Genomic DNA, 24,143 nt, shown 5'->3' with positions numbered 1-24,143 from the left:
TCAGCGGTCGAGCCGTGGGGAAAAGTCCACGGTGCCCAAGGGCTCTCCGCGCACCATGCGGAGCACGACGGCAGCCAGCCTCGTATCCACGCCCTTCTCCCAGCGCCGTCCGAGAGCGTCCTTCACCTGGACCGAAAAGCCGCCGATCGGCTCGATCTCGATCCGCACCGTGTCGCCGTCCTGGATCGGACCTATGCCCTGATGGTTGACGCCGAGCGCAAGCACGTCGCCAGGTTCGAGCGCGGCGATGGACGAGGCATAGGCAACCAGGTCAGCCACGGGATTGCCGATGTCGGACATTGGATAATCCTGGCGAAGCTCATCATCCACCCAAAGACGGACTTGGAGTTCGTGAGGGTCCGGAACACAATCGGCGGTGAGAACCCAAGGCCCCATCGGCCCGAATGTGTCATAGGACTTGTCCTGAAAGCTGGTGCCGTGCCCGACGCCCCGCGCCGACATGTCGAGAAAACAGGTGTAGCCAAAGACATGGTCCATCGCCTCGGCCGGCGTGATGGACTTGGCGCGTTTGCCGATCACGACCGCTAACTCGCCTTCATGATGGAACACGGGAGCGTCCACCGGAGGAAGCTCGACCGTTTCACCGGGCCCGATGACGCTCGTCGATGACTTCAAAAAGAATGCCGGCTTGACCTTGGCCTCCGCAACGCCTTCCTTGAAGCTGAGCTGTCCGCAAAGCAGCTTGGCTGGCCGCGGCAAAGGCGCGCGCAACACGACGTCGTCGAGGGGCACGCACGGGCGGGTGCTCGCCTTGATATGAGCAGCAAGCGCATCCCACCGCTCGATCAGTCCGGCCAGACGCGCATGGGGCGGCAGAGCCATGATCTGCGGCAGATCCTCAGCCAGCAGCCTGACCAAATCTCCGTCGATCAACGCGGGAATATAATCGTCTACCAGGCCCAGTTTCATGGCTCTCCCATTCATTCTCGTCGGCGCTTGCCTCTGGAGCCAAGCTGCCACGAATCATATTATACTTTAAGTATATTCTGACTAGAAAAGAGTCAAGTGAAGCACGCGGCGGGCGCCGTGCCCGCCGGGCTTGCGTCGAACGAAATGGGGCAGTTGCCCATCCGACAAGTGCCGCCTTTCCGCCCAATCGAGGCGAGCGCCGCGCCGGAACTGCTGTTGCGCCTTGGTCCGGAATTCTGGCGACAAAAAGCCTGCGATCCATCGCCTTATGAAAGGTTAGGACGATTGGGCGGTGAGCTGTCGAAAAGTCTCGATGATTGCGGGACGAAGCGGTCGATAGACCATGCCCAGTTCCGACGCGGCCTTGCTGTTGTCGGCACGCCAATGGGGTGTCGAAAAATCCCAAGGCGTCTCTGGCGGGAATTGCCAACGCGTATCCTCGCCAAATTCTTCCTTCAAGATCGTCGCAATGTCATTGAAGCTCAGCACCTCGGCATAAACGATATTCCGACCGCCGGCCCCGGGAACATAGGCGCCCCGGAGATGCGCCTCCGCGACATCACGGACGTCGATCACGCCGACATCGCGCGAGGGCAACGCCTTGCTGAAGGTGCCATTCGACATGGCGCGAAACTGGTCGAATGTTGCCGAAGTCTGTTGGGACGCGGTTCCCGGTCCGACTATGAATGCAGGATTGATGGCGACGAGTTTCCACCGCGCCTGACTGTCGGCGATCTTCCACGCTTCACGTTCGGCAAGCACCTTGGAATAGGGATAGGCCGTCGTTTCGATCGACGCATAATCGTTCCAGTCCGTCTCAGTATGAATCTTGTCGGTAATTTGGACCGGATCGACAATCGCAACGGTGGAACTGGTCAGCACCACCCGCTCGACGCTGGCAACCCGATTGACGGTTTCGAGAACGTCACGCGTCCCCGCCAGCGCCGGTTCGACAAGGTCGCGTTGCGGGTCGGAAATGCCCGAAGGGAGGAGGAAGGGTGATGCGGTGTGCATGACAATGCGGCAGCCGTCCATCGCCGCCTCGTGACTGCCGGGATCAAGAAGGTCGGCCTTGAACAGGCGAAGCGATCCGGGCGCCTTGTCCGCCATGTCCAGCAGATGGCGCACCTTGGCAATGTTGTCGGGATCTCGAACACTCGCATGAACGGTCACCCCGGTATCGAGGAGGAGCTTTACGACCCATCCAGCAAGATAGCCGGTCGCACCGGTCACCAACACAGGTCCGTAAGGGGTTTCCATCTTGGTCATCTCAACTGCACCTTCTCTCAATTTACCTAACCATGATCTCGATCTGCGCGTCGAGCTTGGCGGCCCTGGTGGATTTGCGCCCGATAAGCCCATCGTCAGACCGGCTACCCAGACGGTCCCATGGCTTTATGCGTTCACACAGGAGGCTATTTGCGCCTTTCCATTGTCGATCACGACCTCTTGCCTTTCGGGAACGATGATTTGGAATGCTATATCTTGCGCTGCTTCCTGCCAGATGAGGACATCCAGATTGTCTCCGGGGTGCACCGGCGCCGTGAACCTGCATTCCAACGTCTTCAGGCGTACAGGATCATTGCCGCAAGCCGCTGCGAGAACAGCCCTTCCGGCGAATCCATAGGTGCACAGCCCATGCAGCAGCGGCTTGGCGAAGCCCGCGTCGCGCGCAGCCGCCGGGCTCGCATGCAACGGATTATAATCTCCCGAAAGACGATAGACGAGCGCTTGCTCATGCCGAACCTCGAACATGATCCTTTTGTCGGGCGTGCGACCGGGAACGGCCGGCAAGGGAATCAGCGCCGTGCCGCCACCGCCTCTCCCTCCATCGCCACGCAGGAAGGAAATCTGCCTCACCGTTGCCAGCAGCCTTTGGTCGGCCTCATCATAAATGAGGCGTCGCGCGCGAAGCAGCGCGCCCTTTTCAGCCCCTTTATCGACGATCGCATCGACCGAGAACTCGCCCCGCACCGTGCCTTCGACCGGCAGCGGCGTATGGAATTCGCAGGATTGCTCGGCGTGCAGAACCCGCCGCCAGTCAATGCCGTAACGCGGTTCCATCTGCCAGAATCCGGGGTACGCGAGCACGACCGCCATGGTCGGCAACGCACGCAGATTATCCTCGAAGACATATGGCAGATCAGCCTCGCCCATCGGATCGCGTCCGGCCCCCACCCCCAGCGCGTAAAGCATCGTATCGCGTCTGGTATAGCTGTGACGAATGATCCTGGGGGGAAGGTTGAGCAGCGATTCCGGATCCATCACCGAACGAACTCGTGGCTCCGCCAGCCGGTCCACCGCGGCTTTGGAGTCAGCCATAGCGCCCCCCTGACACATGGAGCACGTCGCCGGTAATGTATCCCGCCTGCTCGGAAGCGAGAAAAACTATCGCGGCGGCAACATCCTCGAGCCGCCCAAGCCGAGGCAACGGCAAGGATGCTTCCGCATTCGCCTTGACCTTCTCATAATGCGGCAGGTTTCGAACCGCCGCCGTGTCGATGATGCCGGGCGCCACCGCATTTACGGTGATATTGTAGCGGCCATTTTCCAGCGCCGTCGACCGTGTCAGACCGAGCAGACCTGCTTTCGCGGATGAATAGTTCGCCTGTCCTGGGTTGCCGAGATAAGCGCGTGACGAAATATTGACGATGCGGCCCCAGTTTTTTTCTATCATGCCGGGCAGGACAGATTTGGTGCAGAGAAAAGCGCCTTTGAGGACGACGTCGACGACTGCATCCCAGTCGCTCTCTTCCATCCGGCCAATGCGCTTGTCCCGGGTAAAGCCCGCATTGTTGACGAGGATATCCACGACGCCGATCTCCCGGACAACGGTCGTCAACGCCTGATCCACCGACGCTGCGCTCGCCACGTCAACTTGAACAGCCATTGCCTTGCAGCCCGTGTCGCGGAGCCGCTCGGCCTCGGCCTCGGCGGCGTCGGAATTGATATCGCCAATTGCGACTGAAGCGCCCTCCTCGGCAAGCATCGCTGCGGTTCGGGCGCCGATACCCCCCGCCGCTCCGGTTACGAACGCTACGCGATCTTGGATGCCCAGATTCATTTACACCTCTTTATCAGCTTGCCCGTCGCCACGGCTAAGCCTTCCGGCCTCACTCGTCAACAAAACGCGAAAATCATTTTCGCCTTCACATGGTAAGCTGAGTGTTCTACATCCCGCTCATGAGCGACACTGTCATAATCGGCGCCGGCATGACGCCACTCGGGAAGCATCTGGATCGTTCCGTGCGGTCCTTGGCCGCGGAGGCTGTCACGGCGGCTCTCGACGATGCGGGGCTGGGCAAGGAGCGTATTGACGCCGCCTGGTTCTGCAACACGCGGCAAGGCGCGCTGGAAGGGCAGCATGGCGTTCGGGGCCAGGCATCGCTGCGCGCCTATGGCTTTGAGGGTATTCCGATCTTCAACACCGACAATGCCTGCGCCAGCTCAAGCTCAGGCGTCTTTCAGGCATTCGCCGCAGTCGAATCCGGCCTTGTCGAAGTGGCGCTTGTCGTAGGTGCGGAGAAGATGAACTACCCGGACAAGCGGATCGAGATGTTTGAGGCGTTCAAGGGCAGTTGGGACCGGGAGCTTGCCGACGATCACATCGCTGCCCTGCTCGCGATCGGCGAAGGCGTCGATCCCCCCGAGGGCAATGTCGATTCCGCCGAACGCTCGGTCTTCATGGATATCTATGCGGCGCAGGCCCGATTTCACATGAAGACATTTGGAACGACGGCCCGGCAGATCGCCGCCGTCGCCGCAAAGAATCACAATCACTCCCAGCTCAACCCCTTCGCGCAATATCGCTTTCCACTGACCATTGATGAAGTCCTTGCCGATCGAATGGTCGTCTGGCCCATCACGCGGTCGATGTGCGCCCCAATGAGCGATGGCGCGTGCGCGCTCATCATCGCATCCCGCCGCTTCACCCAGACACTGAACGGCGGTCGGAGGGCAGTAAACATCCGGGGCATCGGCGTGAGCAGCAGCAGCAATCGCACCGCTGCACAATATGACCGACATCTCACGCGGGTCGCGGCCGACCGGGCCTATGCAAGGGCGGGCATCGGACCGGAAGATGTGTCGGTTGCAGAACTGCACGATGCCTCTGCCATCGCAGAAATCCTCCACTCCGAGAATGTCGGCTTCTGCACCTATGGCGACGGCGGCGCTTGGGCTGAAAGTGGGGAAACGCAGCTTGGCGGCCGGTTGCCGATCAATGTGTCTGGCGGCCTCTTATCCAAAGGGCATCCGATTGGAGCGACAGGCGCTATCCAGATTTTCGAACTAGTGACGCAACTGCGCGGGGAGGCCGGCAACCGGCAGGTTGAGGACGCGCGGATCGGTCTCGCGGAAAATGGCGGCGGTTTCCATGGACTTGAGGAAGCAGCTTGCGTCGTTACGATCCTCGAAGCGCCAGAAATTTGATCGGCCATGGTTGAGGCAGGCCTTCCCGCGATTTGCAGCGCGACGATCAATGGTCGTCGCGTGGATACACCGCTCTCCATGCCGGTCATCAATCCGGCAACCGGTGAAGCCTTTGCCCAGGCGCCCGACTGCGAAGCAAGCCATCTGGAGGAAGCCGTCTCTGCGGCACGCGATGCGTTTCCGGCGTGGAAACGCATCGAATCAGCCAGCCGGGATGCCATGCTTCTCGCCGCCTCCGTCCGATTGCGCGGAGAGATCGAACCGCTCGCACAACTTTTGACTCAGGAGCAGGGCAAGCCCCTCGAAGAGGCACGTCACGAAATCGAAACGGCCGCGCGGTGGTTTGAAGCCTATGCAAATCACCCGCTCCCCGTGCGGCAGCAACGCGAACCCGATGGCCGTGTTGCCGAGATACGGCATGTGCCAATCGGAGTCGTCGGCGCCATCGCGCCATGGAACTTCCCGGTGCAGCTCATGGCGTGGAAGCTCGCGCCGGCGCTCAAGACCGGCAACACCGTGGTCGCCAAGCCGTCGCCCTTCACCCCGCTCACGACGTTGCGAATCGGGGAAATGCTCTTGGACGTTCTGCCGCCGGGCGTTCTGAACACCATTTCGGGCCGCGATCATCTCGGCCCCTTCATGTCCGAACATCCCGATATCGACAAGATTTCATTCACCGGATCGACGGCGACGGGCAAAGCGGTGATGCGCGGGGCCGCAGGCAACCTCAAACGCCTGACATTGGAGCTGGGTGGCAACGATCCGGCAATCGTGCTGCCCGACGCCCACGTCCAATCGGTTGCGGAGCGCCTGTTCTGGGGCGCATTCCGCAATGCCGGACAAGTATGCATCGCCGCCAAGCGCATTTACGTGCATGACGATATCTATGACCGTTTCGCCGCCAGGATGGCGGAGCTGGCCAGAGCGAACCCGCCGGTTCCCGGCAATATGCCGGGCGCACGCATCGGACCTGTGCAGAACCGTGCGCAATTCGAGCGCGTCAGGGCGATGATAGAGGAAGCCCGCGCCGCAGGTCTCCATTTCCTGAGCGAGCCGGGCGAGATGACCGGACCGGGCAACTTCATCGCGCCGACGCTGATCGACAATCCGCCGGACGACAGCCGGGTGGTCCGCGAGGAGCCGTTCGGCCCCCTTGTCCCGCTGCTGCGGTACAGCGATATCGAAGATGCTGTTCGCCGCGCGAATGACAGCGAATATGGTCTCGCATCGTCGGTATGGAGCGCCGACATCGAGCAGGCGGCAAAGGTCGGCCGGCAGTTGGAGGCCGGCACGGTCTGGCTCAACACGATTCACGGTATGACGCCCACCCTGCCCTTTTCAGGACACAAGCAATCGGGATTCGGGGTCGAGAACGCCACGGAGGGCCTCCTTGAATATACTAATGTGCAAGTGCTGGTTAGACATGGTTGAGGGGCACGGCGCAGGTTATCTTCGGGACCATGCGCGGAGCGCCCACAAACATGGCACTATTTCAAGAGGTCCAGATGAAAGCACAAGCCAGTCCAACTGAACGGGCGAAGCCGCGTCAGGCGGGGCAATTGGGCAATGCCGCTCGTGAAGAGGATGGCGATTCTCAGGTTGTCGTCGCGCTCGGCCGCGGCCTTGCCCTGCTCGATGCTTTCAGCCGCAATGACGCAAGCCTCGGCAATGCCGAGTTGGCCGAACGCACCGGCCTCACCAAGCCGACCGTGTCGCGGTTGGCCTACACGCTAGCCCTGCATAATTATTTGTCTTTCGATCCTCGCTCCCGTGAATATCGGCTTGGCCCTCGCGCCATTCGGCTCGGCGCGATCGCGCTGGCTACCACAAATGTTCGCATCCTGGCCCTGCCGTTGATGCGACGCCTGGCGGCCGGCAGTCACTTCAATGTCGGACTGGGCACTCGAGATGATCTCCAGGTCATCTATACCGATACCGCAGAAGGCGACGCGCTCATCGCTCTGAGACTGTTTCCCGGATCGCGGTTACCCTTGGCAACCTCCGCTATGGGGCGGGCCTATCTTGCTGCATGCGGAAGTGATGAGCGAGAGGATATTCTGGACCGGCTGCGATCCCACTATGGAGACGAATGGGGACGGATACGCAAAGGTGTCGAAGACGCCATCAATGAACATCGCCGGCTGGGCTACTGCACCAGCATCGGCGATTGGCAGAAGGACATCAGCGGCGTGGCCGTGCCCATCGCCGCCCATCCCGGAGATTGCATCTATGTGCTCAACCTGGGCGGTCCGGCCTATGCACTGCCGGAAAAGGATTTGCGCGAACAGCTTGCCCCCGACCTCATCGCCATCGCCCGGCAGGTAGAAGACATCCTGCTCACAGGCGATGCGGCCCAGTCCCCCGAAGGAACCGATGCCGCTCCCCCCAATCTTTGAGATGATAGAAAAATATGTCGATGTCTGTTGAAGTCATACGATGCGGCGCTGCGGCTCTCGATCGCGCGACCCTGGATGCGAATGTGGCCAGAATCACCGGTGGATTGGAGAAGCTGGGTATCACCCAGGGCGATCGCGTCGCCCTGCTTCTGAAGAACAGCATCGCCTTCGTCGAGATCAGCCTTGCCATAGGCAGGCTTGGTGCCTTCCCTGTGCCCATCAATTGGCATTTCGCCGCCGTAGAAATCGACGTCCTGCTCAAGGATTGCGACCCCGCTGCCATTTTTGTCCATGAAGATCTCGGGGCCAGTCTTCCTGAAAGCTGGAAGCAGGACAGGCGCACAATGTTCGTCGGCGCGGACGATGCACCCTCACCCTATGCATCCTGGCGGGATGGAAGCGACCTCTTCAACGGCCCCGACAGGCAGGCGCCTGGCAGCATCGTCTACACGTCAGGCACCACCGGACGGCCCAAGGGCGTGAAGCGTTGCCCACCCACGCCTGAACAGCAGGCGTCGATGCGGGCGATCCGATCCGATCTCTATCGAATGGACGCAAGCAGTCGCGTTCTCGTGCCCGGTCCGCTGTATCATGCATTCCCGAACCAGTTCGCCATCCATGGCGTGCTTACGGCGGAATATACGGAGATCATGCCCCGCTTCGACGCGGAGGCGATGCTGGCCACCATCCAGCGGGAGAGGATCACGTCGGTCGCCCTCGCGCCCATCATGTTCGTTCGCCTGCTGCGCCTGCCTGCCGAAACCCGCCAGGCCTGTGATCTCTCATCCCTTCGCTGGGCGCTTCATGCCGGCGGCCCGTGCGCCGACGACGTCAAGCGAGCCATGATCGACTGGTGGGGGCCGATCGTCGCAGAATATTATGGCGGCACGGAAGTTGGCGCACTTACCCTGTGCAGCAGCGCGGAATGGCTTGACCGCCCGGGAACATGCGGAAAGCCGCTTGAAGATGTCGAATTCCGGATTGTCGATGCGGAAGGAGTGGACGTGGCTCGCGGAGAAGCAGGTGAGATTTTCGGCCGGCTGCGCTCCTATCCGGATTTCACCTATCACAACGATCCCGCAAAGCGCGCGGAAGTCGGGCTGGGCGACCTCGTTTCGCTCGGCGATATCGGCTATCAGGACGAGGACGGGTATCTGTTCCTGTGCGATCGCGCGCGCGACATGGTGGTGTCGGGCGGCGTGAACATCTATCCGGCTGAGGTAGAAAAGGCGCTGTTCGCTATCCCGGGCGTCGCGGACTGCGCAGCCTTCGGGGTTCCCGACCCCGAATTTGGCGAAATGATCGTGGCCTTCGTGGTCGGCGACAATCTCGACGCGGATGGGCTGCGCAAGCGCTTGCGAGAGACGATAGCGGGTTACAAGGTTCCCAAATTGATAAGGCAGGTCGAGACATTGCATCGCGATGCCTCCGGCAAAATCCGGAAGCATGTTTTACGCGACCAATTCCTGGCGGCATCTGGTGTTCAGGCCCCGGCGCAAGCACCCCATTCACGTTAGCGTCAGACCCCCGTCGACGACCAGCTCGCCACCGGTCATGAAGGAAGACGCGTCCGAACACAGGAAGGTGATGACGCCGGCAATGTCTTCAGGCTCGGCCAGCCGTCCCATCGGATGCATTTTGGCGACGAGATCCAGTCCGTCCTGACCCTTGGGCCGCAGTCCGAACTCACCGAGCTGTGCTACAGAGTTCGTCATGAGCCATGTGTTGACGGGGCCGGGGAAGACCGTATTCACGCGTATCTGATGCTTGGCCAGTTCTTGCGCCAGACCCTTACTCATCATGCGAACCGCGCCTTTGCTCGTCGAGTAAACAACGTGCGCGACACCCGCGAAAAGCCCATATATCGACGACAGGTTGACGATCGAAGGTTTGGCGCCCAGTTTTTCATGGGTTTCGATCATCAACGGCGAGGCTGCCTTGCAGCCCATGAAGACGCTGCGCACATTGAGGTTTAGGGTCGCGTCCAGTTCCTCGACGGTGGCTTCGCTGAAAGGGCGCGGCCGCAGCACGCCGGCAGCGTTGACGAGGGCATCAAGCCGGCCATGGTCGCGCTCGACCTGTTTGAGAAGATCCGCCCAGCTCGCCTCGACCGTGGCGTCGAGTTGCGCGGCCACTACGGGCCGCCGGGTTGCACCCGCAATCGCGCGCGCCCGGTCCATTTCGATGTCGGCGACCACTATGGTCGCACCCAATTGGCTAAGCGCCTTCACGGATGCCCCGCCGATCCCTCCGCCACCGCCGGTTACGATGATGACCCGGCCCGTCAAATCGAACATGTCTCTCCCCACTCGCTGTCTGCTGATGCAATTTCCAAATCAAGATCCAGCGCCCGTTGGTCGGTCGCTATGGCTGCTCTCCTGGCTAGCGTGCGACTAGGAGGACATCAACCGATTGTTACGAAAATCATTTTCGTATATTGAGTGATTGATGTGAACACCCGATCTTTAAGGGGACAAGAATGATCGAGCTATCCGCCCAAGGCACATATTTTGAAGATATAGATGTCGGTCCCGTGCAAATATCGAGCGCTGTCGTTTTTGAGCGTGATGCGATCATCGCTTTTGCTCAGCAATGGGATCCCCTCCCCGTCCATCTAAATGATGATGCTGCAAAGGCGGCCGGATTTGAAGGACTTACCGCTTCGGGGACTCATATGCTCGCGGTCAAGCAGCGGCTGCTGCATGAGTTTAACCTCGGCCCTACCGTCATCGCCAGCTTCGGATCTGACGAGACGCGCTACCATGCTCCGGCCCGGCCGGGTGATGTCGTGCGACTTCATTTCAGCTGGAGATCGAAACGGCCTTCGAAATCGCGGCCGTCCTGTGGCATCGCTCAGCATTTGGGCGAACTCAGGCGTAGCGATGGCGTCCTGCTGCTGTCGATCCTCGATACCATCCTGATCCGCCGCCGCGAGCCTGAAGAAGCGACATAAGACATGTCTTGAGGTCGATCATTTCGATAACGGCGCCTGACCCCGTCCCGCCAGCTTCGTAGCCCGTCGCGAGGCTGTGCAGGTTATCCGGCGGGCAAGCGCTCGGCAGCACCTTCTCCGTGCGGCCGAACGCCCTATCAATCATTCTGGCAGAAGGAACTCCCCGTTGGTGACGAAGAACTTCTCCATGATCCTGGGGCCAAGATGCTCCAGCGAGGAAGCGAATTCGCCTACCGGATCCTTGCCGCCTTCAACATGCGGGAAGTCGCTGGCAAAGCAATAGACATCCTCAAGACCATACATTTCGATATATTCCCCGACCGGCTCGAAATCGAACGGCGAGACGCGAACATTGCGATTGATATATTCAGAAGGCTTCATCGGCAGGCGCCGCCCTTCATGGTCATTCGATACGCCCTTGGGTTTCAGCGAATAATCATGCTCGTGCCAGATGTCGAGCGAGCGGGCGAGCGGGCCGACCCAATGCGCGGTAAATTCGGTGGCGCCCATGCGAAGCGTCGGATGCCGTTCGAACACGCCGCCGACGACCATGGTTCCGATGAAATTCTGTGCCGCCAGATGGTAGGTCGACAGCTTCCACGGATTCAGGAGGATTTCTGTCGTCTCCTTATATCCTTCAAATGCCTTCGCCTTAACCCAGTCATTCGTCCTTAAGAACAGATCCTCACCGCCAATATGCAGCGTGATCGCCACTTTCGCTTCGGCCACCATCGCATAAAAGGGATCAAGATCGTTGGACGCCGGCGAACAGCCACCGGGCAGGCGCGGCGCCGAAATGAGCACCGCGCGGATGCCTTTGTCTATCAGCTTCTTGGTCACCGCATATAATTCTTCGGGGGTATCCCCGTAGATCGGCGCGACAGGGCGGAAACGCGAAGAAATCGACGCGACTTCGACCGACCACCGGTTGTAGCTGTCCATCAGGTCGCGGGCATATTTGTAGAAACCGTCATCCGTCACCCCGAAGCTGCCGACGCCATATTTGGCGGCTTCATTCGGCGAACCGTAAAGAGCCAGACCACCGAGGCCGGGGCCGGAGGGAAACATGAGCTGCCGGCTGAGGCCCATCGTATCCATGAGGTCAAGGCGACGCCCCATGTCCGCAGCGCCTGGCGCGGTCGGGCCTTTGGCGGTCCAGACCGCCTTCGGATCCATCTCGGCAACATCGCCGGCGAAACCGGGGACGCTGATGATGTTCTGCGCTCCGCCGTTGGGATTGATCTGGATCGCGCGCTCGGCCCAGGGGCGGGTGATTTCGCCCCATTCCTCCACCCAGAGCTGGGCGGGAACCATCTCGTGGCTGTCGATGTCGGTGATGCGTCCTGCGAAGGGACGGACGCTATCGGGCAAAGATGGTGTTACCTGCATTTCGGCCTCCTGTAGTTCAATCTTTGGCGGCAAGTTTCGCCGCTTCCCAAATCTCGATCGCCAGATGCAGCTTGTGTCCATCCACGATCGGCAGCGGCGTCTTTGGCGGAAAAGCAGCGCACTGCTTGATGGCGAAGCCGTTCTCTAACGGCTTGAACTGGTGATATGCGTAGAGATTCATGGGCGTGCCATCGCTGGCCAGGGTCGTGTGACCGGCCATGAGCATCGGATATTCCTCATCCCGCTCGACCGGGACGGAAATAGATTTGTCCGGGTGGGCAAAGAGCCAGGTCGGCCCGCCGAAATGACCGAAGGTCTCCATATGCTCGAGGCATGTGTTGTCGCCCAACGCAAAGTCATGGTCCGGATGCAGCGCGGCATAGGCGTGATGAATATGATCGAGGCTGACGACCTTGGCGAGATCTTCCAGCGATACGCCCGTTACCGTAACATCCGTTTGCGCCAGCAGCAGCGGCGCGTCGGCGGGCGCGTCATTCGCTGCCTTCCACATCTTGTCCGATTCCAGGAGCTGGTCGCGGTACAGTTCCTTAAGCCCATCCGGCCCATAGGATTGCCGGGTCGCGATCGAAACCGCGCGAGCATCCTCAGGAAGCAGGCGATCTATGGCATCGTGCGAAAGCGGCTGTCCGTCCTGCTCGATGATGGCTCCCAGACGCAGGAGGGAATGAAGGCCATGAATATGGCGCTGATATTGAACCTCATCAAGCTGCTTGGCGGAATAGCTCGACCCATCGATCGAGCAACGTAGCTGCAGGTTACGCATCGGCGATAAATCCTCAACATACGAGTTCCCTGACGTTCGGCGACAAGCTCCGCGCTCGACACTGGAGCGTCACCGGGTTCGACGGGTACAGCGTGCAGGGCAGGCCCGCGCGCCCTCGCTATCCTCTCAAATTTCTTGTGCTGACTGAGCGGTATCCCCCGTCAACACATGTCGTCGCACATTGAAGCTATCCGCAACCCTAGGTTCCGGATGCCCCTTGAACTTACGGCACCTCCCCGTCCGGACAATGACGGATGATGCCAAAACTCTCTCGAATGACGCCAATCACGAAATATTAGGAAGTCGCCATCAGATCCCGCGGTCCATTCCGCGCTGCAGCCGCCACTCGCCGGGCGATACGCCTTCCCACTCCTTGAAGGCGCGATAGAAGGATGTGGGACTTTCATACCCCAGCATCGAGGTGATCGCGTTGATATCGAAGCTGGGGTTTCTAAGCAGCTCCAGACCGCGCTCTCGCCGCGCTTCGATGAGCAGCGCGCGATAGGATGATGCCTCTGCGGTTATCCGTCGCTGAAGCGTGCGCTCACTCATGCCGAGTTCGCTCGCGATCGCCGCTGCCTCAGGCCGTCCTGTGGCCATGGCTCGCTTCATCGCGGATTTGACGCGATCGACGACTGTGTCCTCCCCGGCAAGTTTGGCGAACGCATCAAGGACGCTGCGGGTAACGAGTTCGAGAAACTCCGGACTGTGCCCCGGAAAAGGAATGTCCAGGTCTTCGTTGGCGAATGTTATGCTGTTGTGCCGCGCGCCGAAATGGACCTTGCAACCATAATAGATTTCGAGTCCCTCGTCTCCGGCCCGGTCCCTGGTATATTGCACGCGGATCGGCGTGACGCGCCGCCCGGTTCCACGCCTTCCCAGTTCCACCATGAAAGCAAAGGCAAGATCAATGCAAAGCGAGGGTTCAGGTTCCGTCGCAAAGGGCCAGTCCCTGCCCATCGACCATTGTCCCTGTTCTTCCTTCGTCCAGATCTTTTCGGATGTCACCATGCTTTTGAAATGAAGAAGGCGGCTGATCGCATCACGAAAGTTCGCGGCGTAAAGGCCAGCGAGAAAGCCCGGTTGCTGACCCGTGGAGTCGCCCGCTTTGATGATTTTTAGGGCGATGCAGGGTTCACTCGCCAAAGCCTTGATCGCCTTCCAGATTGCGAAATATTGTGAAGTGGAAAGCGACGTGGCGGGGTCCAGATGGACGCTGCCGGGCAGCCCCGCCATGTGCAATACGGCTGCAGGATCGATTCCAACCACCCGCATTGCCCGCCACAAAGTCGAGGGAAAGCTGCAGCGATCAGTGATCGGTCTCGTCATCGCGTTTCCAAAGCATACCATCGGGTGCGCACGCACATGCCGACTGCCACAGACTCAAACCGCCCTGTCGCATGCATCGCTCTTCATTCCCCTCCTTGGCGCCGGTCTGCCGGCGTTCCAAGTGTAGTTCGAAGGGGATGGGGCGCACTATCAATTGACGCCACATTGCTTGCAGAGGACGCCAAAGACGGAAGGATGACGATTGGTCATCTTGAATATTTTTGCCAGCGGATCAAAGTCGCGCGATAACGCTCGATACGTCGGTAAGAGGATGACCGTTTTCGGCGCTATATTTCCGCGCTTGAGAGCTTCCGAACCATCCTTCATTGATGAAACTCCAAACCAGAATTTTTCTTATACGTTTCCACAATTCTTCGGAACGTGATTATCCTATGGAATGAAGTATAAGATTTTATCAAATCGAGGATGCAGTTGCCGCAGGACTTGCGGTATCGGAAGGAAATCTTGAGGAGAGGGTAAGACGATGGCCATGTTCAGCAAGAGCAAAGGACGCCTGTTGCCGTTTCATTGGTCCGGAAAGGCAGGACCGGAAATGATGGCGTTCGCTCCATCGTCCATTGCGGAGGGGATGTAATCCGTGTCGGGAAAGGAAGGCATCTTCGGGCATATGTTCGACTATATCGTCGTAGGGGCGGGCTCTGCCGGATGCGTGATGGCGAGCCGCCTTACGGAAGACGGTTCTTCCGTATTGCTGCTGGAGGCTGGCAAGTGGGACCGTGATCCACTGATCCACATTCCTGTCGGCATCGGCAAGATTTTCCCGGAACGGCTGCACGACTGGGGCTATTTCATGGAGCCGGACCCCGGCCTCGACGGACGCGCTATCGAGTGTGCGCGCGGCAAGGTGATCGGCGGTTCGTCCTCGGTCAACGTCATGGTCTATGTGCGCGGCCATGCGGGCGATTACGACCGCTGGGCCGCGAATGGCGCCACCGGCTGGTCCTATGCTGACGTCCTCCCCTATTTCAAAAAATCGGAGCGATGGGAGCATGGCGGCGATGGCTATCGCGGAGCGAACGGGCCGCTCCACACTCAGGCAACGCGTTATCGCGACCCCATCCTCGGTTCCTTCATCGAGGCCGGGGCGGAAGCAGGCTACCCGATAACGGCTGATTATAACGGCAGGCATCAGGAAGGTTTCGGCATGGTCCAGTCAACAATCCATCGCGGACGGCGCTGGAGTTCCGCCGACGCCTATCTGCGCCCTGCTCTGAAACGTCCCTCCTTGCGTATCGAGACCGAGGCAGCGGCCCGCCAGATCATCATCCAGCAGGGCCGCGCTACAGGCATTCGCTATGTCCGGCGCGGCGTCGAGCAGGTGGCGCACGCGCGTCGCGAGGTAATCTTGTGTAGTGGCGTCATCGACAGCCCGAAACTGCTCATGCTCTCGGGCGTCGGCGATCCCGAACAGCTTCGCTCTTTGGGGATCCCTGTGCATGTCCCAGCGCCGGGCGTCGGCGCGAACTTTCAGGATCATCTCAGCGTCATCACAGTGCATCGCAGGACTGATCCAGCCCCGTTCGAACGTGCGATGCGGTATGACCGCCTCGCGATTTCGATGCTGAACTCTTTGCTGGGCCGCGAGAGCTTCGCCGGTGACGTGCCCATTGGCGCCACAGCCTTTCTGAAATCGGACAGCGGCGAGGCTTTGCCCGACATCCAGTTTCTCTTCCTCGCTGCGCCCTTTCCCGCGAAGCCCTGGCTCAAGCCGTTCATCCATCCGGTGCCGAACACGTTCGGCTGCCGGGTCGCCCTCCTGCGGCCGGAGAGCCGCGGCGCCGTTCGGCTGGCTTCTTCCGACCCCGCGGCCCCACCGTTGATCGAGCCACGCTTCCTTCAGGCGGAAGCCGACCGTGCCGGTTTGAGGAAAGGTGTAAGAATGGCGCGCACCGTGATGTCCCAGAACGCCATGCGTGCGCATACAGGATCGGAAATTCTGCCGGGCGATGCAAGGCAGACGGACGAAGAACTCGACGCCTTCGTCCGGTCAAATGCTGTGACCGTTCACCACCCTGCGGGCACATGCAAAATGGGCGGCGAAGGCGACGCCCTGCGGGTCGTCGATCCGCAGTTACGGGTGTGCGGCGTCGAGGGTCTGCGCGTCGTGGATGCTTCGGTCATGCCCGATATGGTCGGGGGCAACATCAATGCCGTCGTGATGATGATCGCAGAAAAGGCGGCGGACATAATCCTTGGCGAGGCGATCGCGTCGGCGCGCGCCCCTTCTGTCGAAACCGAAGCCGCCCTTTGATCCACACCTTGTGAATGGAATGTTTCAGCATGCAACCTCACCCCAGCCTCAAGCCGAGCGATCGCGATTATGAAGACACACTGCCTTCGCGACGCGACCTCTATTATGGAGGAGGGTGGCATGGCGCCCTAAGCGGAGGCACCCGCACTATATATAATCCGGCAACGGGAGCCGAGATCTGCAAGATCGCGGATGCCGACGAGGCAGACGTGGATCAGACCGTCGCTGCGGCCCGTGCCGGCTTTGCGATCTGGCGTGACGTAGCGCCGCTGGAACGCGCGAAAATCTTGCGGGAAATGGCTGTTCGACTGCGCGGGCGGGTGGACCAACTGGCGCTCCTGGATGCCATAGACGGCGGCAACCCCGTCCGAATGCTTCGCGGCGATGTCGAATTCGCGGCCGGGCAGCTCGACTTCTTCGCCGGCCTCGTCACCGAGATGAAGGGCGCGTCGATACCGATGGGTCCGGACACCGTGAACTTCTCGACGCGCGAACCTCAAGGGGTGGTCGCAAGGATCATTCCGTTCAATCATCCCCTCATGTTCTGCGCTGGCAAGGCGGCGGCGCCACTTGCAGCCGGCAATGCCGTCATCATGAAACCGCCCGAGCAAGCGCCGCTCTCATCGTTGAAACTGGCCGAAATATGGGACGCGCTGCTTCCGCCCGGCGTGCTCAACATCTTGCCGGGCGGCAGGGCGGCCGGAACCGCGCTGGCGGCGCATCCCGGCATCGCTATGGTGACCGTCGTCGGCAGCGTCGCCACCGGCCGGGCGGTGATGCGAGCGGCGGCCGAGACGATCAAGCCCGTGCTGCTGGAACTGGGGGGCAAGAATGCGCTCATCGCGCTTCCGGACGCGGACGTGGAGGATGTTGCGGATGCGGTCATTCGCGGCATGAACTTCGACTGGTGCGGACAATCGTGCGGATCGACGAGCCGGGCATTCATTCATGACTCGCTCTACGATGCAGTGCTTCAAAAGGCCGCCGAGAAGATTCAGCGCTTCAGCCCCGGCATCCCGTCCGATCCTGACACCGTGATGGGCGCCATCGCCTCTCAGGCTCAATATGATCGGGTGGTTTCCTTCGTTCAGAAAGGAATTGCCGAAGGCGCTCGCCTTGTCTCGGGCGGCAAGCATCCCGATGGAAGCGCGTTCGCGAGCGGCTGGTTCTTCGAGCCGACCCTCTTTGCCGACGTGACGATGGATATGGCGATCGCGCGGGAAGAGATTTTCGGCCCGGTGCTCTCGGTGCTTCGCTGGCAGGACGAGGCCGAACTCATTGCGCAGGTGAACCAGAACGACCTTGGCCTGACATGCTCAATCTGGACCGACGATCTTCATAGCGCGCATCGGCTCGCGGGCGCCGTCGAGGCCGGCTATGTATGGGTCAATGAAGTGGCGCGGCACTTCCTGGGCGCGCCGTTTGGCGGCGTGCGCCAGTCCGGGCTGGGGCGCGAGGAATGCCTCGAGGAACTGCTCGCGTTCACCCGTGAAAAGAACATCCACATTCGGCTGAAGAGCCCCACCGCCTGAACGCGGCCATCAAGGAGAGGAATTGACGATGAAAACGCTTGGCAAGATCGGCAAGGTGGAGATCGGCCGTGTATATGATAGCTCGCTGCTCGGCTTCACCGCCCAGACATGGTTTCCCAAATTCAGCCGGGAAGCGGTGAAGCCGCACGAACATTGGCTCTGCCCCGATCATTATGATCCCGAGACGGGCCGCTTCCCCATGCCGGTGCATAGCTGGTTGCTGAAAGTCGGTGACTATAATGTCCTCATCGACACCTGCATGGGTAATGACAAGAACCGACGGGCCTTCGCCGAGATGCACCACTTGGCCAATCGCTATCTGGAGCGGTTGGCGGAGCATGGCCTGCAACCCGAAGACATCCATTTCGTCTTGTGCACCCATCTCCATGTCGATCATGTCGGCTGGAACACGCGGCTGGTGAACGGGCGTTGGGTTCCGACCTTTCCAAATGCGCGCTATGTCTTTTCGCGCGTCGAATATGAGGCGGCGAAGGCGGAGGCGGCCGATCCAGACTGCGCGCCCTATCTGCGGGAGACGTTTGAGGATTCCATCCATCCGGTGGTGGAAAGCGGCAAGATGATGCTGGTGGAAGACCTGCACGAACTGTTCGATTGCCTTCTGCTTCGTCAGGCGCCCGGACATTCGCCGGGACATATTCGCATCGAGTTGCGGTCGGACGGGGATACGGGCGTCTTCGCCGGGGATCTGCTCCACTCCCCGATGCAGGTTCCACTTTGGAATATGAGCAGTGTCGTGTGCTGGAATCAAGACATGGCGGCCACCGCTAGGCGCGATCTCCTGGAATTTTGCGCCGACGAAAACGCCCTGCTCATCCCCGGCCATTTCGAAGCGCCTTATGTCGGCCGGGTGCGAAGGGATGGTGACAGCTTCGCTCTGGACCTGGGGTGGTAAGCAATCAATCAGGCGTCGGCGAATCAAACGCGCTCCGTTCTCTCCGGTTTATTGCCGTCCGTTGGGAAACCGTTCGGTTCGCCTTCGCTGGACCGGCACTGGGCGCCAGCATGCCGCTTGGCGCTTTGCCCAGCATAGCCATGTGAAAGGCGCCGCCCGTTCCATGCCGGTCGCGATCCTCGGCATCATGGCTTACGCGCCTACGAGCGCGAACATCGTCGAACTTCAAGCGCGGTGGGTCGGTCCGGCACTCGCCACAGGAACCGAAACTATGAGTGATGGCACTATTGAAAAGATCCGCAGACTGATCAGGGAAAGCGGATTATCCCGGTCCGGGCTGGCGCGCGCGGCTGGCCTCCCCAGCGGCGGCCTTCGCCATCTGGATGACGATGACTGGGTTTCGGACGCCGAGACTATCTCCAGGCTCGAAACCTATCTGGCAAAGCGCGAAGCGGGCCTCGCGCTCGCTCCTCCCGAAGAAATCATCCATGAGGCGCGAAACGGACGGATGTTCATCCTCGTAGACGACGAGGACCGCGAGAATGAAGGCGATCTGGTAATACCAGCGCAAATGGCGACTCCCGATGCGATAAACTTCATGGCAACGCACGGCCGCGGGCTGATCTGCCTGGCGTTGACGTCCGAACGTGTCGGCCAACTCGGCCTTGAGCTGATGAGCCGTGAAAATGGGACGCGACATGAAACCGCCTTCACCGTCTCGATCGAGGCGCGGGAGGGCGTATCGACCGGCATCAGCGCGGCCGACAGGGCACGCACCATATCCGTCGCGATCGACGCGGCAAAGGGGCGGTCGGACATCGTGACGCCGGGCCATGTCTTTCCGCTGGTGGCACGCGATGGTGGCGTCCTCGTCCGTACCGGCCATACGGAGGCCGCAGTCGACGTGGCGCGCCTTGCGGGCCTCAATCCCTCTGGCGTGATTTGCGAGATCATGCGGGACGACGGGACGATGGCGCGCCTCGACGATCTCATTCCCTTCGCAAAAGAACATGGTCTCAAGATAGGAACGATACGCGACCTAATCGCCTACCGCCGCCGCAATGATCACCTCGTTGAACGGCGCTCCGACCTGACGTTCACCAGCCGATGGGGCGGCGAGTGGAAGGCCATCATCTTCCTCAACCGCGCGACCGGCACCGAGCAGCTCGTATTGCAGAAGGGGCATGTCGATCCAGATCGACCGACGCTTATACGGATGCACCAGATGTCGCCATTCGCGGACACCTTCGGGCAGGAAGCGCCGCGCAGCCATCTCTTATCCCGTTCGATGGAGATTATTGGCGATGAGGGTGCTGGACTTATCGTTATTTTGAATCGGCGGACACCGGACATGTTCAGCCGTACATTTCAAGCGCTGAAAGCGGGTGGCGAGACACAGACGGACATGGACGAACTGCGCGACTACGGGATAGGCGCGCAAATCCTCGCGGAACTGGGGGTTCAGGATATGATCCTTCTCACTAACTCCCATCACAGCCTCATCGCCCTGGACGGCTATGACCTGGCTGTAGTGGGGTATCGTCCAATCAGCGCCTGAATGAAAGGTCCGGTTGCCGCCTGCACAGGCGACACCAGTAGCTTCTGTCGCTTGCAGGAAGAACCATGATAGCCAGACATTATATCATCCACGCGAGGCAGGGTGAGGAGCTGAGCGTGAAAGCGGGCTTGATCGAATTGGCCGAGCTTGCGCGATCCGCTCCCGGCTGTCACGGAATTGACCTGCTGCACGATCTCGACAATGGCCGCCGCTTCATCTTTCTTGAGACGTGGGAGAGTATCGATGCCCACAAGTCAGCAAAGAACCCGGACGCCAGCGCCTTGCTGGCGCGTTTGGTCCCCCTGTTCAATGACAGGCCCGAAGCCGCCTATTGTGAAAAAGTGATGACCGTCTGAACGGCCTTGGCCTGAACACTCCTACAACGCGCCCCTGTTATAGCCAGGCAAACGCGGCCCGCGCAGCGATACGCGGGCCGATTTTGTCAGGCGTTATTTGTGATAATCGTCTGGGCATTACTATATTCGGCGAGCCCTTCGAGAGAGTTTTCAATGCCCACGCCCGACTGCTTGTGCCCGCCAAAGGCGACATGCGGCGAAAAGCTGTGGATTTCGTTGATCCAGACCGTTCCTGCCTCGATCCGTTCGGCAATGGACCGAGCCAGCCCGGTATCACGGCTCCACACCGATGCGGCAAGGCCGTATTCGGTGCGGTTGGCGCGATCGATCACATCGTCAATGTCGCGGAACTTGAGGAGCGGCAGGACCGGACCGAACGCTTCCTCGACCACCACCCGGCTGTCCTCCGGCGGATTGTCCACGATGGTGACTGGCACGAAATAGCCCTGCCCGGCCTCGGGAACGCCGCCGGTCAGAAAATGATGGCCGGCCGCCGCGGAATCGGCGAGCAGATCCTTCACTTTTTCGAACTGCATCTTGTTCTGGATCGGGCCGAGATCGGTTCCCTGCTGAGAACCGTCGCCGACCTTCACCGTGGCGGCATAGGCCGCCAGGGCGGCGGACAGTTCGTCATAAATATCTTCGTGGATATAAAGGCGCTTGGCCGCGACGCAAAATTGTGCGCTGTTCTGGAACGCCGCCCAGAATAGCGCCTGCGCGGTCGCCTGAACGTCTACGTCGGGCAAGACAATCGCGGGATCGTTGCCGCCAAGCTCCAGGGTGATCCGCTTCAGGTTGCCCGACGCCGACTCCATGATCTTGCGGCCGGTGGCGGTGGAACCTGTGAAGCTGATCTTGCTGACGTCCGGGTGCTGCGTCAGCCAAGCTCCCAGTTCGTTCCCACCGGAGACGACGTTAAGGACACCGGCAGGAAGGACGTCGCGAAGCAATTCACCCAGTTTGAGCGTACAAAGCGGCGTGTAAGGCGATGGCTTCAAAACCATCGTGTTGCCGGTTATGAGCGCTGGAGCGATCTTCCAGATCGCCAGCAGAAGCGGGAAGTTCCAGGGTGTGATCGCGCCGACAACGCCCAACGGCACACGCCGCGTTTCGACGCTTCGAGTCTCCGTTTTCTCGACGACATGCAGCGGGAGTTCCTGGGTCGCGATCTCGCGACACCAGATCACTGAACCGCCGATCTCCCACTCGGCCCCTTTGCGCGCCTTCCCTTGTTCGCGCGTCAACAGTCGCATGAACGCTTCGGCATTCTCGTCGATCACGTCGCCGATATGCGCGACGGCCTTCTGTCGCTCTGCAAGTGGCGTCGCGCTCCAGGCAGGAAATGCCCTGCGTGCCGACGCGACCGCTTCGTCGAGTTGCACGCGCGAAGCGTCGGGAACCTGCGCGATCACTTCTTCCGTCGCGGGATTGAAGGCATCGAAATGCGCGTGCGCCGGAACCGCGCGACCATCGATCGTCATCTCGTAGCCGGCGTCAAAATCAATAGTCATCTTTCAGATCCTCATTCGTTGATCAGGCTGGACGGCCCGCGCAGAGCACGTCGCAAAATCTTGCCGGTGCTGGTTCGCGGCAGTTCGTCCACGAAAATATAGCGCCGCGGCACCTTGTAGGGCGCGAGATGGACTCGGCAGTGTGCGTTGAGGACGGCTTCATCCGCCTCGCTCTCACCAGCGAGCACGATATAAGCATGGGCAAGCTCGCCCTTTTCAGCATCCGGCACGCCCACCACTGCGGACATCGCCACTGCGGAGTGGAGCGCAAGAATCTGTTCAACCTCGGCCGGATAGATATTGTAGCCGCCGGTGATGATCATGTCCTTCAACCGGTCCACGACGAATATATACCCATCCGGGTCGGCATAGCCCACGTCCCCGGTCGCGAGCCATCCAGCGGCATCGATCGCTTCGGCAGTTGCGCCGGAATTACGCCAATAGCTTTTGGTGACGAGCGGGCCGCGCACCAGTATCTCGCCGGCTTCCATAGGCTTGGATACGGTGCCAGCTTGTTGAAGCGAACCGATCCGCACCTCCATTCCGGGAAACGGGAGCCCGATCGAGCCGTGCCGAGCCGGCCAGTAGGGCGAGTGCGTGATCGCCGGCCCCGCCACTTCGGTCATGCCCCACAGCTCAAGCAGCGGGCAACCGAACCGCTCTATGACTTCCTCGATCTTGGCGCGCGGCATCGTCTGGCCGCCAACGGTGCACCGCCGCAGGCTGTGAAGCTGCGCCGATCGCACATCCGGATGGGCAAGCATCTGGTAGAACATGGTCGGAACGCCCTCGAACAGCGTTATCCCATTCCGACCGATGGCGGCCAGCGCGTCGCTCGCGTCGAAGCGCGGTAGCACGAAGAGCGTGCTGCCCACGAGCAGGCTCGTGTTGAGCACGACGTTGCCATAAACATGCGGAAAAGGCAGGGCGGTCAATATGCGGTCCCCATCGTGCCGCGCGTGGATGGTTGCGGTCATTCCCACGCTTGCGGTCACGGCGCGATGGGTCTGGGTCGCCCCCTTGGGCCGCCCGGTCGTGCCGGAGGTGTAGCCGATGGTGAACAGATCGTCTGGTTCGCAACGGACAGCCTTGATCCAGTCGCTTGTCATCAGCCGATCAAGATCTTTCTCCGTGATCGTGAGCGGGAGAACCTTTTGCGCACCTCGGATCGCATCGGTGCGATCCGAGGCAATGATCTGCGCGGCGACCTCTGCATCGTCGGTAATCCAACCCACCTCTTCCGGGGCCAGGAGAATGTTGCAAGGGACCACCACCGCACCAAGGCGGGCAATTGCATGGTAAGCGATAATCCAATCCAGGCCGTTGGGAAGATGCAGTGCGATTCGATCGCCTTGGCCTAGGCCGTGCGCGGCCAAACCACCCGCCAAGCGCCCCGCCTTGGCATCGAGATCGTGGAAGCTCAGCGCTGAACCGCCCAAGATTGTCACGGCGGTGCGTGGTCCGTATCGCGCGGCTGCGGCACCGCTGAGCTCAGCAATGGTTGCGATCATCGGCTGGCCTTTACCGATGCGGCGGTCGCAATGACGCGGTGGAGCGCGTCTCGGCTGTCAGGCAACCACCATTTGCTCGCTATCGCCTGCGTCATGCGAACACTTTGAAATCCTTGTGGACCTAGCTTCATCTCTCTCCCCTGTTCTCCGGTTCGCTATATGTCGTACCGTTGACAAGCCAAGCAATCAGAATATACTATCAATATATTCTGTTCGCGTGGTCAAGTCAATTTGGGCTTGCGGGTCGCGCCTCCGTCGATCGACGCTTGCCGCCTGTT

The 24,143-nt window shown here is 60.5% G+C and carries 21 protein-coding genes; 10 read left to right on the top strand and 11 right to left on the bottom strand.

Features of this window, described 5'->3' with window-relative positions; translation table 11 throughout:
- From MJ601_RS15950 to fabG, 4 genes are all read right to left on the bottom strand, one after another.
- Entirely contained in the window at nt 1-930 is a 930-nt protein-coding gene (locus MJ601_RS15950) for a fumarylacetoacetate hydrolase family protein (protein ID WP_242128177.1), read from the bottom strand.
- A gap of 276 nt (nt 931-1,206) precedes the next feature.
- Complete coding sequence (locus tag MJ601_RS15945; RefSeq protein WP_242128174.1) at nt 1,207-2,292, bottom strand: NAD-dependent epimerase/dehydratase family protein; 1,086 nt, start codon at nt 2,290-2,292, stop codon at nt 1,207-1,209.
- Nucleotides 2,293-2,325: 33 nt separating this feature from the next.
- On the bottom strand, nt 2,326-3,252 hold the full coding sequence (locus MJ601_RS15940) for a MaoC/PaaZ C-terminal domain-containing protein (RefSeq protein WP_242128172.1): 927 nt from the start codon (nt 3,250-3,252) through the stop codon (nt 2,326-2,328).
- Entirely contained in the window at nt 3,245-3,994 is a 750-nt protein-coding gene (fabG, locus tag MJ601_RS15935; RefSeq protein WP_242128170.1) for a 3-oxoacyl-ACP reductase FabG, read from the bottom strand. Before fabG ends, MJ601_RS15940 begins: the two co-directional genes overlap by 8 nt.
- Nucleotides 3,995-4,095: 101 nt before the next feature.
- On the opposite strand from fabG, the gene MJ601_RS15930 reads away from it, so the two are divergent.
- From MJ601_RS15930 to MJ601_RS15915, 4 genes are all read left to right on the top strand, one after another.
- A complete protein-coding gene (locus MJ601_RS15930) occupies nt 4,096-5,361 on the top strand; it encodes a thiolase family protein (RefSeq protein ID WP_348635590.1) in 1,266 nt (421 codons plus the stop codon).
- Between the two features lie 78 nt (nt 5,362-5,439).
- Nucleotides 5,440-6,792, top strand: a complete 1,353-nt coding sequence (locus tag MJ601_RS15925; RefSeq protein WP_242128168.1) for an aldehyde dehydrogenase family protein — start codon at nt 5,440-5,442, stop codon at nt 6,790-6,792.
- Nucleotides 6,793-6,866: 74 nt separating this feature from the next.
- Complete coding sequence (locus tag MJ601_RS15920) at nt 6,867-7,757, top strand: IclR family transcriptional regulator (protein ID WP_242128166.1); 891 nt, start codon at nt 6,867-6,869, stop codon at nt 7,755-7,757.
- Nucleotides 7,758-7,771: 14 nt separating this feature from the next.
- A complete protein-coding gene (locus MJ601_RS15915) occupies nt 7,772-9,274 on the top strand; it encodes an AMP-binding protein (RefSeq protein ID WP_348635589.1) in 1,503 nt (500 codons plus the stop codon).
- Here MJ601_RS15915 and MJ601_RS15910 read toward each other — a convergent pair.
- Entirely contained in the window at nt 9,266-10,054 is a 789-nt protein-coding gene (locus tag MJ601_RS15910) for an SDR family NAD(P)-dependent oxidoreductase (RefSeq protein ID WP_242128162.1), read from the bottom strand. The two genes, MJ601_RS15915 and MJ601_RS15910, sit on opposite strands and share 9 nt — an antisense overlap.
- A 182-nt stretch (nt 10,055-10,236) precedes the next feature.
- On the opposite strand from MJ601_RS15910, the gene MJ601_RS15905 reads away from it, so the two are divergent.
- Nucleotides 10,237-10,710, top strand: coding sequence for a MaoC/PaaZ C-terminal domain-containing protein (locus MJ601_RS15905; RefSeq protein WP_242128160.1), 474 nt, complete (start codon nt 10,237-10,239; stop codon nt 10,708-10,710).
- A 141-nt stretch (nt 10,711-10,851) separates the two neighbouring features.
- Here the strand turns inward: MJ601_RS15905 and MJ601_RS15900 are convergent, their stop codons facing one another.
- The 4 genes from MJ601_RS15900 to MJ601_RS15885 form a co-directional block, all read right to left on the bottom strand.
- Nucleotides 10,852-12,099: an amidohydrolase family protein gene (locus MJ601_RS15900; RefSeq protein WP_242128159.1), complete on the bottom strand. Its 1,248-nt coding sequence runs from the start codon at nt 12,097-12,099 to the stop codon at nt 10,852-10,854.
- A gap of 16 nt (nt 12,100-12,115) precedes the next feature.
- Entirely contained in the window at nt 12,116-12,883 is a 768-nt protein-coding gene (locus tag MJ601_RS15895) for a hypothetical protein (RefSeq protein WP_242128156.1), read from the bottom strand.
- A 309-nt stretch (nt 12,884-13,192) separates the two neighbouring features.
- On the bottom strand, nt 13,193-14,248 hold the full coding sequence (locus MJ601_RS15890) for a helix-turn-helix transcriptional regulator (RefSeq protein WP_242128154.1): 1,056 nt from the start codon (nt 14,246-14,248) through the stop codon (nt 13,193-13,195).
- A 114-nt stretch (nt 14,249-14,362) separates the two neighbouring features.
- Complete coding sequence (locus MJ601_RS15885; protein ID WP_242128151.1) at nt 14,363-14,539, bottom strand: hypothetical protein; 177 nt, start codon at nt 14,537-14,539, stop codon at nt 14,363-14,365.
- 301 nt (nt 14,540-14,840) lie between these two features.
- Here MJ601_RS15885 and MJ601_RS15880 point away from each other — a divergent pair, with 301 nt between their 5' ends.
- The 5 genes from MJ601_RS15880 (at nt 14,841) to MJ601_RS15860 (ending at nt 20,843) form a co-directional block, all read left to right on the top strand.
- Nucleotides 14,841-16,484 carry a GMC family oxidoreductase gene (locus MJ601_RS15880; RefSeq protein ID WP_242128149.1) on the top strand — a complete coding sequence of 548 codons (1,644 nt, stop codon included), beginning with the start codon at nt 14,841-14,843 and terminating at the stop codon, nt 16,482-16,484.
- Nucleotides 16,485-16,498: 14 nt separating this feature from the next.
- Nucleotides 16,499-18,016 (top strand): aldehyde dehydrogenase family protein, encoded by a 1,518-nt coding sequence (locus MJ601_RS15875; RefSeq protein WP_348635588.1) that lies wholly within the window; start codon nt 16,499-16,501, stop codon nt 18,014-18,016.
- Between the two features lie 28 nt (nt 18,017-18,044).
- Nucleotides 18,045-18,929 carry an MBL fold metallo-hydrolase gene (locus MJ601_RS15870; RefSeq protein WP_242128145.1) on the top strand — a complete coding sequence of 295 codons (885 nt, stop codon included), beginning with the start codon at nt 18,045-18,047 and terminating at the stop codon, nt 18,927-18,929.
- A gap of 271 nt (nt 18,930-19,200) precedes the next feature.
- A complete protein-coding gene (gene ribB, locus MJ601_RS15865) occupies nt 19,201-20,487 on the top strand; it encodes a 3,4-dihydroxy-2-butanone-4-phosphate synthase (protein WP_242128229.1) in 1,287 nt (428 codons plus the stop codon).
- A gap of 65 nt (nt 20,488-20,552) precedes the next feature.
- Nucleotides 20,553-20,843, top strand: coding sequence for a putative quinol monooxygenase (locus MJ601_RS15860; RefSeq protein ID WP_242128144.1), 291 nt, complete (start codon nt 20,553-20,555; stop codon nt 20,841-20,843).
- A gap of 86 nt (nt 20,844-20,929) precedes the next feature.
- Here MJ601_RS15860 and MJ601_RS15855 read toward each other — a convergent pair whose 3' ends face one another.
- Both MJ601_RS15855 and MJ601_RS15850 read right to left on the bottom strand, forming a co-directional pair.
- Complete coding sequence (locus tag MJ601_RS15855) at nt 20,930-22,354, bottom strand: aldehyde dehydrogenase family protein (protein WP_242128141.1); 1,425 nt, start codon at nt 22,352-22,354, stop codon at nt 20,930-20,932.
- Nucleotides 22,355-22,365: 11 nt separating this feature from the next.
- A complete protein-coding gene (locus MJ601_RS15850; protein WP_242128139.1) occupies nt 22,366-23,865 on the bottom strand; it encodes a class I adenylate-forming enzyme family protein in 1,500 nt (499 codons plus the stop codon).
- Between the last annotated feature and the right edge of the window lie 278 nt (nt 23,866-24,143).

The organism is Sphingobium trunci (assembly GCF_022664535.1).
In the GTDB taxonomy this organism is placed as follows: domain Bacteria; phylum Pseudomonadota; class Alphaproteobacteria; order Sphingomonadales; family Sphingomonadaceae; genus Sphingobium.
Note: the sequence above shows the minus strand (reverse complement) of the source record. Positions and strands in the feature narration are given on the sequence as shown.

Excerpts from the sequence above, each read along its gene's own strand:
- MJ601_RS15950 (WP_242128177.1), bottom strand. The coding sequence starts at position 930 with ATGAAACTGGGCCTGGTAGACGATTATATTCCCGCGTTGATCGACGGA.
- MJ601_RS15945 (WP_242128174.1), bottom strand. The coding sequence starts at position 2,292 with ATGGGCTTATCGGGCGCAAATCCACCAGGGCCGCCAAGCTCGACGCGC.
- MJ601_RS15940 (WP_242128172.1), bottom strand. The coding sequence starts at position 3,252 with ATGGCTGACTCCAAAGCCGCGGTGGACCGGCTGGCGGAGCCACGAGTT.
- fabG (WP_242128170.1), bottom strand. The coding sequence starts at position 3,994 with ATGAATCTGGGCATCCAAGATCGCGTAGCGTTCGTAACCGGAGCGGCG.
- MJ601_RS15925 (WP_242128168.1), top strand. The coding sequence starts at position 5,440 with ATGCCGGTCATCAATCCGGCAACCGGTGAAGCCTTTGCCCAGGCGCCC.
- MJ601_RS15920 (WP_242128166.1), top strand. The coding sequence starts at position 6,867 with ATGAAAGCACAAGCCAGTCCAACTGAACGGGCGAAGCCGCGTCAGGCG.
- MJ601_RS15915 (WP_348635589.1), top strand. The coding sequence starts at position 7,772 with ATGTCGATGTCTGTTGAAGTCATACGATGCGGCGCTGCGGCTCTCGAT.
- MJ601_RS15910 (WP_242128162.1), bottom strand. The coding sequence starts at position 10,054 with ATGTTCGATTTGACGGGCCGGGTCATCATCGTAACCGGCGGTGGCGGA.
- MJ601_RS15905 (WP_242128160.1), top strand. The coding sequence starts at position 10,237 with ATGATCGAGCTATCCGCCCAAGGCACATATTTTGAAGATATAGATGTC.
- MJ601_RS15900 (WP_242128159.1), bottom strand. The coding sequence starts at position 12,099 with ATGCAGGTAACACCATCTTTGCCCGATAGCGTCCGTCCCTTCGCAGGA.
- MJ601_RS15895 (WP_242128156.1), bottom strand. The coding sequence starts at position 12,883 with ATGCGTAACCTGCAGCTACGTTGCTCGATCGATGGGTCGAGCTATTCC.
- MJ601_RS15885 (WP_242128151.1), bottom strand. The coding sequence starts at position 14,539 with ATGAAGGATGGTTCGGAAGCTCTCAAGCGCGGAAATATAGCGCCGAAA.
- MJ601_RS15880 (WP_242128149.1), top strand. The coding sequence starts at position 14,841 with ATGTTCGACTATATCGTCGTAGGGGCGGGCTCTGCCGGATGCGTGATG.
- MJ601_RS15875 (WP_348635588.1), top strand. The coding sequence starts at position 16,499 with ATGGAATGTTTCAGCATGCAACCTCACCCCAGCCTCAAGCCGAGCGAT.
- MJ601_RS15870 (WP_242128145.1), top strand. The coding sequence starts at position 18,045 with ATGAAAACGCTTGGCAAGATCGGCAAGGTGGAGATCGGCCGTGTATAT.
- ribB (WP_242128229.1), top strand. The coding sequence starts at position 19,201 with ATGAGTGATGGCACTATTGAAAAGATCCGCAGACTGATCAGGGAAAGC.
- MJ601_RS15860 (WP_242128144.1), top strand. The coding sequence starts at position 20,553 with ATGATAGCCAGACATTATATCATCCACGCGAGGCAGGGTGAGGAGCTG.
- MJ601_RS15855 (WP_242128141.1), bottom strand. The coding sequence starts at position 22,354 with ATGACTATTGATTTTGACGCCGGCTACGAGATGACGATCGATGGTCGC.
- MJ601_RS15850 (WP_242128139.1), bottom strand. The coding sequence starts at position 23,865 with ATGATCGCAACCATTGCTGAGCTCAGCGGTGCCGCAGCCGCGCGATAC.